General features: G+C 61.9%; 7 protein-coding genes. All 7 read left to right on the forward strand.

Features of this window, described 5'->3' with window-relative positions; translation table 11 throughout:
- The first annotated feature begins 293 nt into the window (after window positions 1-293).
- The 7 genes from bcpA (at window position 294) to E9536_RS22265 (ending at window position 14242) form a co-directional block, all read left to right on the forward strand.
- Window positions 294-9440 carry a contact-dependent inhibition toxin BcpA gene (bcpA, locus tag E9536_RS22235; RefSeq protein WP_168799556.1) on the forward strand — a complete coding sequence of 3049 codons (9147 nt, stop codon included), beginning with the start codon at window positions 294-296 and terminating at the stop codon, window positions 9438-9440.
- A 67-nt stretch (window positions 9441-9507) separates the two neighbouring features.
- Entirely contained in the window at window positions 9508-9705 is a 198-nt protein-coding gene (locus tag E9536_RS22240) for a hypothetical protein (RefSeq protein WP_124817538.1), read from the forward strand.
- Between the two features lie 119 nt (window positions 9706-9824).
- Window positions 9825-11564 (forward strand): ShlB/FhaC/HecB family hemolysin secretion/activation protein, encoded by a 1740-nt coding sequence (locus E9536_RS22245; RefSeq protein ID WP_136470655.1) that lies wholly within the window; start codon window positions 9825-9827, stop codon window positions 11562-11564.
- Between the two features lie 197 nt (window positions 11565-11761).
- Entirely contained in the window at window positions 11762-12616 is an 855-nt protein-coding gene (locus tag E9536_RS22250; RefSeq protein ID WP_348772165.1) for a DUF746 domain-containing protein, read from the forward strand.
- Between the two features lie 56 nt (window positions 12617-12672).
- Entirely contained in the window at window positions 12673-13128 is a 456-nt protein-coding gene (locus tag E9536_RS22255) for a hypothetical protein (RefSeq protein WP_247873493.1), read from the forward strand.
- 488 nt (window positions 13129-13616) lie between these two features.
- Window positions 13617-13985, forward strand: a complete 369-nt coding sequence (locus E9536_RS22260) for a hypothetical protein (protein ID WP_136470657.1) — start codon at window positions 13617-13619, stop codon at window positions 13983-13985.
- Window positions 13982-14242: a hypothetical protein gene (locus E9536_RS22265; RefSeq protein ID WP_226113495.1), complete on the forward strand. Its 261-nt coding sequence runs from the start codon at window positions 13982-13984 to the stop codon at window positions 14240-14242. Before E9536_RS22260 ends, E9536_RS22265 begins: the two co-directional genes overlap by 4 nt.
- The last annotated feature ends 9 nt before the right edge of the window (window positions 14243-14251 follow it).

The following is a 14251-nucleotide window of genomic DNA, read 5'->3' on the forward strand; positions in this document are numbered from 1 at the left end:
CGATTGCAGTCTGGCTGATACCGCCGGGCGCTCTGTTTCTCTGTCGAATATGGCGTTGAGCCTTACTGGGCGGGCAGCTCGCGTCGGATATCGATGGCTATCCAATCGGATCAACGAGATAAGCTGTCTTGGCCACAATTAGATGAGGGCTGCATTCGTCAATCAGACGCATCCGAAAAGCAGAATTTGTGGTTTTCCATCAACGACTTGGCAATTGTTGACAGTCATTTCTCGGGGTTTCGGTAAGGTCGCGTTCGATAACCAACGAATGGACGCGGGCCGCGTCAACGAGAATGAACAAGAATACGCATCGCCTGGTGTATTCCAGGCTTCGGGGTATGGTGGTGGCCGTCGCGGAGACGGCGACGGCTGACGGGAAATCAGCGACGGGCGAGGCACGTGTGCGGCGGCGCTCGTCGACGTCCGGCGTTCGCGTTGTGATGGCGGGCGTCGCCGCGCTCGGCATGCTACCCACCCTGTCCGGTGCGCAGATCGTTCCGACGCCCGGCACCAGCACGCAGGTGATCCAGACGCCGAACGGCTTGCCTCAGGTCAACGTGGCCAAGCCTTCGGGCGCCGGCGTATCGGTCAACACCTACAACCAGTTCGACGTACAGCGCGCTGGCGCGATCCTGAACAACTCGGCCACGATGGTTCAGACCCAGCAGGCGGGCTGGATCAACGGCAACCCGAATTACGGCGCAGGCCAGGCCGCGCGGATCATCGTCAACCAAGTCAACAGCCCGAACCCCTCTCAAATTCGGGGCGCTTTGGAGATCGCAGGCGCTCGCGCCGAGCTGGTCATCGCTAACCCGTCCGGGATTTTCGTGGACGGTGGAACCTTCCTGAATACCAGCCGCGCAACCTTGACGACCGGCGTGCCGTACTACGGCGCCGACGGTTCACTCGCCGGTTATAACGTTAACCGCGGGCTCGTAACCGTGTCAGGCGCCGGCCTGAACGCAACCGGTACCGATCAGGTTGACCTTATCGCCCGTGCCGTACAGGTGAATGCAGCGGTCTATGCGAAGAACCTGAACGTGATCGCCGGGGCGGCCCAAGTCAACCACGACACGCTTGCCGCGACGCCGATCGCCGGCGACGGCCCCGCTCCGGCGGTCGCGATCGACGTGAGCCAGTTGGGCGGAATGTATAGCAATAGGATCTTCCTCGCATCGAATGAATTCGGCGTGGGGGTGGCCAACGCCGGTACGATCGCTGCGCAGGCGGGTGATCTCACATTGCAGTCGAACGGCCGACTTGTGCTGACGGGCAAGACGACCGCGAGTGGCAACCTCGCGCTGTCGGCGGCCGGCGGCATTCAGAACAACGGCACGACGTACGCGCAGCAATCGCTATCGGCCAGCACAAGCGCCGACCTCACGAATAGCGGCACGTTCGCTGCGCAGCAGAACACGACCGTGAACGTCGGCAGCGTCAATTCGACCGGCACGCTCGGCGCGGGTGTGAACAACGACGGTTCCGTCGCGCACAGCGGCGACCTGAATCTGACGGCGTCGGGCCAGCTCACCGCGACCGGCCAGAATGTGGCGGGCGGTAACGCGTCGCTGACGGGCGGCAGCGTGAATCTCGCCGGCAGCCAGACGGCCGCAAACGGCAATCTGTCGCTGAACGCGACGGCCGGCGACATGAATCTCGCAAATGCGACGACGAGCGCACAAGGCGCCATTCAGGCGAATGCTTCCGGCACGGTGATCAACGATCACGGCAGCTTGTCGAGTGGCGGCAGCACGACGCTGACCGGCGGCAACCTGTCGAACCAAGGCGGCAAGGTCTCGTCGCAAGGCCCGCTGTCGGTCAACGTGGCCGGCCAGATCGCCAACCGGTCTGGCGAGATGGTGTCCGAAAGTACGGCGGAGGTGCGTGGTGGCGCCATCGCAAACAACCAGGGCACCGTTCAAAGCGCGGCCGGGATGACGGTGGCCGGCGCGTCGCTGGACAACACGGCCGGCCGGATCACGTCGCTTAACGGCGACGGCCTGTCGGTGATGACCACCGGTCAACTGACCAATGCGGCGGGCACGACCGCGAACGGCGCGCACGGCGGCGTTATCGGCGGCAACGGCGATGTGTCGGTCCAAGGCGCAAACGTTGTCAATCGCGGCGTGATCACCTCCAATACGAATCTGCGGGTATCGGGCCAGTCGGTCGACAACGGCAGCGGCACGCTGCAGGCCGCGCAAAAGGTGGTTGTCGACGCAGGCGTGCGCCTGGTCAACAACGGCGGCTCGATCGTCGGTCTGACGGCCGCGCTGACGGGCACGACCCTCGACAATAGCGCGGGTGCCGTACAGGCCAACCAGGTGTCGTTGAATGCGACCGACCTCGTGAACCATGGCGGCACGATCACGCAGACGGGCGCTGGCGCGATGGCCGTGAACGTGTCGGGCACGTTCGACAACTCGAATGCCGGCACGCTGCAAACCAACAGCACCGACCTGGCGCTCACCCCCACCGCACTCGTGAATGACGGCGGCACGATCACGCATGCCGGCAACGGCACACTGACGCTCGGAGGCGGCTCGGGCTCGATATCGAACGTAGGCGGTTCGATCGCGAGCAACGGACGCGTCGCCGCCCAAACCGGCGCGCTAAACAACGCGGCGGGCTCGATCAACGCGCAGAGCGGACTGACGGCAACCGTTGCCGGCACGCTGAACAATGCGAGCGGCAAGCTGTTGTCGAATACGGATCTGAGCGTCACCAGTGGCATGCTGACGAACGATGGCGGCCAGATCGGTGCGGGCACGAACGCGGCAATCCACTCAGGCTCGATGACGAACCAGAACGGTTCGATCGTCGCGCCGAACCTGTCGATCACGGCCGACTCGACGCTCGACAACAGCGGCGGCAAGCTCGAGGCCAATCAGATTGCGCTCACGGCAGAAAACCTCGTCAACCACGGCGGCACGATTACGCAGTATGGGTCGTCAACGATGGGCATGAATGTCAGCGGCACGCTCGACAACTCGGCCGCTGGCGTGATCCAGACCAACAGCACGGATCTGACGCTCAAGCCCGCCGAGCTGAACAACGCAGGTGGCAACATCACACATGCCGGCACGGGCACGCTGACGATCGCACCGGGCAATGGCTCGAGCGCGCTGAACAACACGTCGGGCACCATCGTGACGAAGGGACAAGCCATCGTCAACGCGGCCGCCTGGAACAACGCGAGCGGTATCCTCGCCGCGCAACGCGGCATCAATGCGACGATCGCAGGCGATGTGAACAACGCGCAGGGCCTGCTGCGATCGGACGCGTCGCTGTCGTTGAAGAGCGGCGGTGCCTTGTCGAACCAAGGTGGCCACGTCCAGGCCGGACAATCTACTGCTGGTGACACCAGCACACTCGACATTCAATCGGCTTCGATCGACAACGCGGACGGCGCCATTGTCGACCTCGGTGCTGGCAAGATGACGGTGCAAGGCGACAACCAGATCGCGAACAGTCATGCCGGCGGTGTGTCGGGCATGGGTGCGATTACCGGTAACGGCGACGTGACGGTCAGCGCGGCATCGATCAGCAATACGCAGGGCGGTCAGCTCAGTGGTGCATCGCTGCATGTCCAGGGGAACTCGCTCGACAACAGCGGCGGCTTTATCGGTAACGTCACGAATTCGAACGGCAACGTGAACGTTACGACGGCCGGCGCGGTCACGAACACGAACGGCCAGATCGGCTCGACGCACGACCTGTCGGTCGCAGCGGCCACGTTGCAAGGTGGCGGCACATACAGCGCAGCGCACGACGCCAACGTGAACCTGCAGGGCGACTACACGGCGGCATCCGATACGCAGTTCAACGTCGGTCACGATCTCGCGTTCACGTTGCCCGGCACCTTCACGAACAACGCGAACCTGCAGTCGGTCAACAACCTGAGCGTCAATGCGGGCAACATCGTCAACGCGGGAGCCCTGACGGCCGGCGGCTTGCTGCGTACGCAGTCGACCGATCTGACCAACACGGGGGCGCTGGTCGGCGCCAGCTTATCGCTCAACGCGACGAATACGATCTCGAACCTTGGACCGACCGCGTTGATCGGCGGATCGGACAGCAACGGTATGCTCGAAATCCTCGCGCATGACATCGAAAACCGCGACGACACGACGGCCACCGACTCGATGGCGACGACGGCGATCTTCGGAATGGGCAAGGTCGTGCTGGCAGGAGGCAAGGACGCAAGCGGCAATTACACGAACGCCGCGCTGGTCAACAACGTGTCCGCGCTGATTCAGTCCGAAGGCGATATGGAATTGCATGCGGACAAATTGACGAGCACGCGCCGCGTGATGAAGACCTCGACGAGTTCGATCGATCCATCGCTGCTCGGCCAGTTCGGTATTCCGATCAGCGGCCGTACTGGCCAGGTTGGCGTGAAGGATCCGTACAGCATCGGCGGCGTCTACACCGAGCCGCCTCACGGCGGTCAGTGGAACAGCACGTATCAGTTCACGACCTACTATGCGGACAGCGCGACGGCGACGACCGTAACGGACATCAGCCCGGCTGCCCAGATCGTGTCGGGCGGCAAGATCGACGCCTCTTCGGTCGGTACGCTGCAGAACTACTGGAGCAACATCGCGGCGGTCGGCGACATCAAGATGCCAGCCCGCTACGACGCCGACGGCTGGGCGGCGTCCGGCCAGAAACTGCCGGGCGTGTCGGTTTCCTACTCGGGGCAATATCACTACAACAATTACGATAATTCCGAATATGACTGGAAGCTTCCGTTCGGCAATGCGCCGTTTGTCGGCTCTCGGCCGGGTGGCTACACGCAGGCGGCGCCAGCATCGATCAAAGACTACAAGCTGCCGCGTTACGATGCGACGTTGAATTCGAACGGCACGATTTCCGGTACTGGAGTGAGTGTCAACAACTCGGCGGGCAATGCATCGATTCCGTCGCTCGGCTTGCTGCCGGGACAGTCGGTGCCGGGTCTCACGCCTACCAATCTGAGTGGGAACGCGAGCGGTGCGAAATCGGGGGCGTCGTCCGTGCACGGTGGTGCGCCCGCGCCGGTCGATCCGATCATCGCCAGCGCGACGGCGCTGAACGTGCTGAACAATCTCGCCATTCCGCAGGGCGGATTGTTCAAGCCGACTACCGCGCCGAACGCGAGCTATGTGATCGAGACGAACCCTGCGTTCACGAACCAGAAGAATTTCATTTCGAGCGACTACTTCTTCGGCCAGCTTGGCGTCGATCTCACGCATATTCCGAAGCGACTCGGTGACGGCTTCTACGAGCAGCAGCTTGTGCGCAACGAAGTCACGTCGTTGACCGGCAAGGCGGTACTCGGGCCGTACGCCGACCTGGAGACGATGTACCAGTCGTTGATGGCGGCCGGTGCGAGCCTGTCGAAGTCGCTCGATCTTCCGATCGGCGCGAGCCTGTCTGCCGATCAGGTATCGAAGCTGACCAGCAACGTAATCATGATGGAAACGCGTGTGGTCGACGGTCAGTCGGTGTTGGTGCCCGTCGTGTATCTCGCGAAGGCCAGCCAGCAGAACATCGACGGCCCGCTGATCAGCGCAACGAACATCGATTTCCAGAACGCGCAGTCGTTCACGAACAGTGGCACGATCAAGGCGGACAACACGCTGGCAATCCAGGGCAAGCAGATCGACAACGCATTCGGCGCGCTGCAAAGCGGTGGGCTGATGTCTCTGAAGACGGAGAACAACATCGATCTGACGTCGGCGAACGTGAAGGCGGGCAGCCTTCAGCTTGATGCCGGCAAGGACTTGATTCTCGACACGGCGACGAAGACGAATGCGCGCGTGAGTCGGGACGGCGCGACGAGCGTGGTGACGACGCTCGGGCCCATTGCCAAACTGGATGTCGCGGGCAACGCGTCGATCGTCACCGGCGGCAACTTCCAGCAGAACGCGGGCAACCTGTCGGTCGGCGGCAACCTCGGGATGAACGTCGGCGGCAACTGGGATCTCGGCGCGGTGCAGACGGGCGAGCACAAGATCGTGCAGCGGGCGAACGGTGTGTCGAACACCGACATCAACAAGGTCACCGGCAGTTCGGTGACGGTTGGTGGGCAGTCGAGCATCGGCGTGGGCGGTGATTTGACGGCCAAGGGCGCGCAGATCGACCTCGGCCAGGGCGGCACGATCGCCGCCAAGGGCGATGTGACGCTCGGCGCGGCGAGCGCGACGTCGACGGTCAACAGCAACAGTTCAGGCAGTGATAGTCACGGCAGCTACGCGGAAACGCTGCACACGTCCGATCAGGCACTGTCCGGGACGACGCTCAAGGGCGGCGATACCGTTACGTTGGCGTCAGGCAAGGATCTTACAATCAGCGGTAGCACGATCAGCCTGGATAAGGGTAATGCGAACCTGATGGCGGCCGGCGATGTGAATATCGGCGCCGCAACCGAAACGCACGAGTTGAATTCGCACGAAACGCATAGCCATAGCAATGTGGTGAGCGGCGTGAAGGTTGCGAGCGGTATCGATCAGACGATGACGCTCAATCGCGGCAGCCTGGTATCGGCGGACCGCGTGAACATTGTCAGCGGGAAGGACGTCAACGTTCAGGGCAGTACCATCGTCGGAACGAATGACGTAACGCTCACGGCAGCGCGTAACGTGACGGTGACGACGTCGCAGGATACCTTGCAGTCGTCGAGCTACTACAACAAGAAGGAATCCGGGCTGATGTCGGGTGGAGGACTGTCGGTGTCGGTGGGCAGCAGCTCGCTGAAGACAACTAGTCAGACGACCGAGGTGTCGAACAACGGGAGCACGATCGGTTCGCTGAAGGGCAACCTGAGCATCACGGCTGGAAACGACCTGCACGTGACGGGCAGTGACCTGATCGCAGCGAAGAATCTCAGCGGGACAGGCGCGAACGTGACGATCGACGCAGCACAGGACAAGAACCACCGCGGTGAAACGCAGGAAGTCTCGAAGAGCGGCCTGACGCTGGCACTGAAGGCGCCGGTGATCGACGCGGTGTCGAATGCCGTGGGTCAATCGCGTGCGTCCAGCAATAGCCAGGATGGTCGGGCCGCGGCGCTGCACGGGATGGCAGCGGCGAGTGCGGCATGGGATGCGAACGTTGCCGCGGGCGATGTGGTTCGAGCGCTGGGGGCGAGCGAAACGCCTCAGTTCAAGGTCGAGGTCAGCGTCGGCAGCAGTCATAGCAAGAGCGCGTTCTCCGAAGACAGCGTGATGAATCGCGGTTCGAATGTGAACGCGGGCGGGACGGTGGCGTTTGCGGCGACCGGCAACGGTCAGACTGGCAGCGGCAATGTGACGATCGCTGGCTCAAACGTGAACGCGAACGATGTGATTCTGGCGGCGAAGAATCAGGTCAATATCGTCAATACGACGGATACGGATTCGACTCGCAGCACGAATGAATCGAAGAGCGCGAGCGTGGGCGTGTCGGTCGGCACGGGCGGGTTCGGTGTTTCCGCGGCGATGTCGAAGGCCAACGGCGATGGTAACAGCGATCTGGCCACGCAGAACAACAGCCATGTGAATGCTGCAAACGGCGTGACGATTATCTCGGGCGGCGATACGAACATCATCGGCTCGAATGTGAAGGGCAATCAGGTGAACGCCGATGTGGGCGGGAACCTGAACATCGTCAGCGTGCAGGATACGCTGACGAGCGCGGCGCATCAGTCGAGTTCGGGCGGCGGCTTCAGCATCAGCCAGGGCGGCGCCAGTGCGAGCTTCAGCCAGAGCAAGGGCAACGCGTCGGGCAGCTATGCGGGAGTCAATGAACAGGCTGGGATTCACGCGGGTGACGGCGGCTTCAATATCAACGTCACCGGCAATACCGACCTGAAGGGCGGACTGATCGCGAGCGGCGCGGATGCGTCGAAGAATTCGCTGACGACGGGTTCGCTGTCCTTCTCGGACGTCCAGAACCAGTCGCACTACGATGCGAGTTCGAGCGGCTTCAGTGCGGGTGCGACGACCGGCGACGGCGGAATGAACTACAGCACGCATGGCAGCACGTCGGGCAAGAATACGGGTGGCGCTGCACCCATGCTTGGCCAGAACGACAGCGGCAGTGATAGCGCGACGACGAAGAGCGGCGTGAGTGCGGGGACCGTTACGATTACGGATTCGGCAAACCAGAAGCAGGATGTGGCCAGCTTGAACCGCGATACGACGAATACCAACGGGACGGTCGCCAAACTTCCGGACATGCAGAACCTGCTGGCCAATCAGTCGGACATGATGGCTGCGGCCAGCGCGGCCGGTGAAGCGGTGTCGCGCCGGATCGGAGACTACGCGGACGAAATGAAACGGCAAGCCGAGAAGAATGGCGATCAGGCCGGTGTCGACGCGTGGAAGGAAGGCGGAGCGAACCGGGCGCTGATGCAAGGCGCCGGTGCGGCATTGGTAACAGGGTTGGCGGGGGGCAACGCGGTAGGCGGCGCAGCCGGTGCGGCGATTGCGTCGATCGCGTCGGGCAAGCTGAACGAGCTGAGCAGCGCGATCGCAGGCAGCGATCCGACCGGCAACGCCAATATGAATCAGGCGCTGGGCAACATCGTGGCGAACGCGCTTGCGACCGGGGCGGGTGCGGCGGTGGGCGGTGAATCGGGGGCGTTCTCTGGGTACAACGTTGATCGGTTCAATCGGCAGCTCCACCCTGAGGAAAAGACGCTTGCGAAGCAGCTGGCAGATAAGAGCAAAGGAAAATATACCCAAGCGCAGATCGAAGATCAGATGCGGATTATGGGTGTGTCCGTGAATGGGATCCACGAATCCGGCGCGCCGGCGACGCTCGTTGGCACGACACCGACTGACATGGGTGCGCAATGGGTCGGCGCACCGGCTACGGCCGATGGCAAGATGGTTTTAACTCAGAAGACGGCTACCGCAAATCTTGAGTTGCAGTCTTATATCGTGGCAAACGCGGATTCAGCTGCGCCTAGTCAGGTGCCGAGTCAGTTCAGCTACGATCAGCCGGCGAAGCCAGATTATCATTTCACGTTGACAGGGCCATTTACTCGTCTGCCGAACCAAACCGACGTGAATTACGTCAAGTCAACGACGGGCGATTTGGCGTCGGCCACGTCAACGACTGCCGGGTGGGTTGGGTCGACGAGTGGCGCACTGGCGTCTGCTCCGTCTCCCTTTGCTCCATTGTTTGCGCAAATTGCATTCGGGGCGACGGCCGTTGGTGTCGGCGCTGATGCTATCGGGCAGATGGTGAGTCCGAACTTTGGGCAGTACGGGGTTGGCGGCATACTGAACGTGGTGTCGAATGCAGCATCGGAGAAATATCCCCTTCTCGGCCCGGTTATCAATGGAGTGTCGAATACTATGAACGGCAGCGATATATCAAATAAGGTTCAAGAGATGCTCAATTCTTATTGGCAAGGTGTCGTGAAATCGACAACGGGAAATTCTGGAGGGAATGGTGCGAAAAATTAAGATGATCGAGGATGGGAATTTTCCTCGATGGGTCAGGTTTAGTTTGATTGTGATAGGAGTGTTGGCGATGTATGTCGCAGTCAAATTCATTCCACCATCAATTTTCGGAGGGATTGTGTTATTGGCTGGTTTCGGGGTGGCTTTGATCGGGGGCTTTACAAGTCGCGCCGCGATGTTGAAGATCAAACCCTTCGATAACAGCTACAAAAAGGCGCGCAAGAGCTATGAGGTGAAGAACGACGAGACGGAAAAGCCACGGCAATAATATAGTGCATTATTATTGCAAAATAATCATTAATATATATTTATAAATTTTCATGAAATAATGCACCTATAACATGCTCGACTGAATTGTAGTTAACGATCAGATATCTAGAAAAACACATGAGAACTATTCGCCGGGGGAATTCTGCTGCGGCAGCGCTGCTGCTTATCGCGACCAGTGTGTCCGCACAGGAAGCGCCGCGCCTGACCGTTCCGGGCAATGACCAGAAAACCCGACAGCAAGAAGAGGCACGTGAGCGCGAGCGAACCGTCACCGCGCCTGGGGTACGATCGAACGTGACGGCAAGCGCAGGGTATCCCACGCTGCCGTCGGAGATGCCCTGCTTTCGGATCGAGCGTTTCGCACTCGACGTACCCGATGCGCTGCCCGCTTCCCTGAAATCACAAGGCGCGTCGGCGTTGCCGATGGATCGTTTCGCATTCGCGCGCGAATGGCTCGAGCACTACGCCGGCCAGTGCGTCGGCAAACAAGGGCTCGACGTGCTCGTCAAGGGCCTGTCGCAAGCGATCCTGGCGCGTGGGTATGTCACGACGCGCGTGCTGCTGCCCGAACAGGATCTGTCGACCGGCACCCTCAAGTTTTCTCTGATCCCCGGTGTGATCCGCCACGTGCGTTTCGCCGACGAGAAGCTCCGAGGCACCTGGAAAACCGCCTTCCCGACCGGCGACGGCGAACTGCTGAACTTGCGCGACCTCGAGCAGGGCCTCGAGCAGATGAAGCGCGTGTCGAGCCAGGACGTGTCGATGCAGATCGTGCCGGCCGACGTGCCGGGCGAAAGCGACGTCGTGCTCGACGTGAAGCGCGCCAAGCCGTGGACCGTCGTCGCGTCGATCGACAACTCGGGTACGCGAGCGACCGGCCGCCTGCAGGGCAACCTGTCGCTCGGCATCGACAACCCACTCGGATTGAACGACATCTTCAACATCGGCGTGAGCCAGGATCTCGAGTTCGGCGACAAGCGGCTCGGCTCGCACGGCTGGAACGGCTTCTATTCGATCCCGTGGGGCTACTGGACCGCAACGCTCTCGGCGTATACGAACACGTATTACCAGCAGATCGCCGGCGTGAACCAGAACTTCATCGCGAGCGGCAATTCGAAGACGGTCGACTTCAAGCTGAATCGCGTGCTGTCGCGCAGCCAGAACGATGTGTTCGGCGCGCAGTTTCGATTGTCGCGGCGGTTTGGGCAGAGCTTCATCGAGGACACCGAGATTCCGCAGCAGCGCCGTAACAACACGTTCGTCGAGTTCGGCCTGACCGATCGCCACTATTTCGGCAACGCGCAGTTCGACGGCACGCTCGCGTATCGGCAGGGCATCGGCGCTTTCGGCGCGCAGGACGACATGTTGGCGGCCGACGGCGGCCCAACCTATCGCTACAAAATGGCAGTGCTCGATGCGAACCTATCGGTGCCGTTCGCGATTGCGCAGCAACCGTTCCGCTACGTGACAACGTTCCACGGCCAGTACACCGGCAACACGCTGTATTACATCGACGACCTGACGATTGGCAGCCGCTACACCGTCCGTGGCTTCGACGGCGAGACGATGCTGGCGGCGTCTCGCGGCTTCTACTGGCGCAACGAGTTGCAGGCGCCGATTGGACAGATCGGGATGGCGGTCTATGCGGGCCTGGACTACGGCCGTGTGTGGGGCCCGCAGCCGGTCGCGCTGGTCGGCACGCAACTGGCGGGCGCGGTGATCGGCGTGAAGGGCAGCGTCGCGACGCGTTTCGGCGGCTACGGCTACGACCTGTTCGCCGGTACGCCGGTGTACAAACCCTCCGGCTTTCCGACGAACCGGGTCACGCTCGGATTCCAGCTAACCGCCCAGTTCTGATGAACGCCCGATCGAGCCACCCGACACTTCGCCGATCCGATACCGCCGGCGAGGACAAGGAACTGACGGCGTTTCTGACCGCCCAGCTCGACAGGATCTTGACCGCGAGTCACGAACCGCGTCCCCGCTGCCCGCGCTGTGGCGGCGGCCACATCATCAGTGCGGGATTCCGAACGCGCCCCATCGGTCGGCTGCCGATGTTCGAGTGCCAGACTTGCTGGCGTTACTTCAGCCGCACGGCCGACACCCCGCTCGGCGAGAAGCACCTCAAGAAACTCGATCTGTTCGTGTCCCTGCTGTCGCAGCCGATTTCGTGCGTTGATGCGGGCGAACAGATGGGCAGCCTGTCGACCGACATCAGCCAACGTGTGGTGGCCTGGCGCGCGTGGCTGTTGCAGCTCGACCCGAGCAGCAAGTGGGAGCGCCGCGTGAGGCTCGGTGGCCGCCCCACCGAACTGGAACCTGTGCCGCTGGCCTTCGCCGAAATCGGCGCGCGCGAATACCTCACCTTGACAGCTCGTCTGACGCGCGAATTCGACGAACTGAATTCACTCAGCCATCGACCTCCGCATTGCCCGGACTGCGGCAGTCACCAGACGCGTTTCGATGAATGCCCGAACGGCGCCTTCCCGCGGTTCAAATGCGCGAATTGCGGGACCAAATTCACGCGGCGCCGCGGCACCCCGTTCGTCAACACGAAGATGAGCTCGCTCGAGCGCATGCGCCTGTTCATTCGGCACCTGTCGCTGCCGTTGTCGGTCATGCAGGTGGCGGACTTTGTCGGCACGAGCCATGGGATGGTCCAGAAATGGCACAACATGTTCACCGATTTTGCGGATCGGCTCGAACCGAGTGGCAGTCTTTCGGCGCGGATCCGGTTGGGCATCGAATCGACAGCAGCGACGCCGTGTCCGTTTTGCGGTCGCGTCGGCAGTGCGCAGCAGGTCGATGGCCGCGGGTGGGCGTGTGCAGGCTGCGGGCGGCTGTTTTCGATGCGGCGCGAGGTGGCTGACCGCAACGGCCGGTTGCAAATCGTGGCCGATGAAGCGTAACGTACCGGGGCGCCTGGCCATGCCGGGCTGATTGAAAGAACGAATCGTTTTGATCGATGAGCAAGCAACCTTTATCCCGACCCCCGCGGCCACCGCGCACGAAGGAAATGCTGTTGCCGCTGGCAACGGCCAAGGTGCGCGCGCTATCGTTGGAAAACCATCTCGCCCTGGCGACGGTCAGCGCCGGGCGCGGTGATTTCGACCAGATTTGCTGCCTGATCCGGGTCGTCTACCTCGCGTACTTCATGTGGGGCGAGACTGCGGCAGGTGATGGTCTTGAGCCCTACCGCTGTGCGGACGCCGCGCTCGACGCGTGTATCAAGCGCATCGAGCAGGATCAGCCGTGCCTGTTGCTCGACCATGAGCAAACGGTGGTCGAACGCGTGCTGGTGCTGCACGACGAGCAACTGGCGGCCGCGCCCAAGTTTCGCTACCTCGAGGCGTGGGAGCAACTGCAGCGCTTCAACGCCAGCGGCAAACATTCGCCGATTCCGGCGCCCGCAGCCGGTTAGCGCCCACGATGGCAGAGAAGGGTGCGGGTTTCGGCGGGTGGCCGCGAGATAATCTCTCTTATCATGACGGCACGATTATCCATTCAAACTCGGGTTCCGCGGAGCGCGTGACCGCGACTGCCGGCGCTGCAACGGGCACGACAGTGAAATCAGGCGTTCGGTGGGTTCGAACTTTCCGATCGTAACTGCCCCGGAAAAGGTCCAACTTTACTTCCCAAATCAACTCATATCATTGATTTGCAAAGGGAACGTTTCGCGCGCACCGGGGCAAATTTTTGAAAAAACGCCCAAGTTCAGACTTTACTTCGCAAAACGCACCAACTTTACTTCGGCTGACGCCAGGCAAGGTTACTCGACATTTCATTACAAACTATTACCGATGTCGCCGCGTATCGTTCCCTACAATTTCGCTTCCTGATGCGCGCGCATGATGCGCCGCGAATTCGTCCGTCATGCGGACGGTGACAGGCAACTGACGGGAAGGCGACATGATGCCGTGGCAAGTCGTGCAGAGTCTCGAAACGCTCACGAACGCGATCGAAGCCGCGGTGGCGCGGGCCGACTGGGCCGGGGCCGTCCGCGCCGCCGAGACGCGTTCGCGGTTCGTGCTTGCGCTGGCGCCCGATCAGCCGGACGAGGTCATGTCGGCGCTCGGGAGAATGCAGGAGACCGATGTCCGGATCTCCGTCGTCGCTCGCGAAACGTTGCAGGCGCTCGTCGCCGAGGGCTGGGCGGCGTTGCGCGACACGCGGGCGGCGACGCATGCGTTGAAGGCCGGGCAGCGCGCGCTCGACGCGGACGCTGCGGCATCGCGATGCGCGCCCCGCGCCGACACGCGATTCGCGCTTCGTCATTGAGCGCGACGCTGATATCCGCTTTCTTGGGTGGCAGGATGAGATTCAGAAAACGTACCGCCTACGTCGATGCCACACGATGGTTCGTCGATGGCGACCATGACCGGGTGGCGCGGCGCCACGACACGTGGGCAGTCGCGACGCCGGAAGGCTGGCGTCCGGTAAAGCCGGGCGACTGGATTCTGCTCGACGAAAGCGGGAACTGCTGGCCGATGGACAACGGCCTCTTCCTGCGCTTTTACGAACCGGCCTTGGACTGACGTGACCGA

The organism is Burkholderia sp. LS-044 (assembly GCF_004803625.1).
In the GTDB taxonomy this organism is placed as follows: Bacteria; Pseudomonadota; Gammaproteobacteria; order Burkholderiales; family Burkholderiaceae; genus Burkholderia; species Burkholderia cepacia.

Coding starts and splice junctions, on each gene's coding strand:
- bcpA (WP_168799556.1), top strand. CDS start 294: ATGAACAAGAATACGCATCGCCTGGTGTATTCCAGGCTTCGGGGTATG.
- E9536_RS22240 (WP_124817538.1), top strand. CDS start 9,508: ATGTATGTCGCAGTCAAATTCATTCCACCATCAATTTTCGGAGGGATT.
- E9536_RS22245 (WP_136470655.1), top strand. CDS start 9,825: ATGAGAACTATTCGCCGGGGGAATTCTGCTGCGGCAGCGCTGCTGCTT.
- E9536_RS22250 (WP_348772165.1), top strand. CDS start 11,762: ATGTTCGAGTGCCAGACTTGCTGGCGTTACTTCAGCCGCACGGCCGAC.
- E9536_RS22255 (WP_247873493.1), top strand. CDS start 12,673: ATGAGCAAGCAACCTTTATCCCGACCCCCGCGGCCACCGCGCACGAAG.
- E9536_RS22260 (WP_136470657.1), top strand. CDS start 13,617: ATGATGCCGTGGCAAGTCGTGCAGAGTCTCGAAACGCTCACGAACGCG.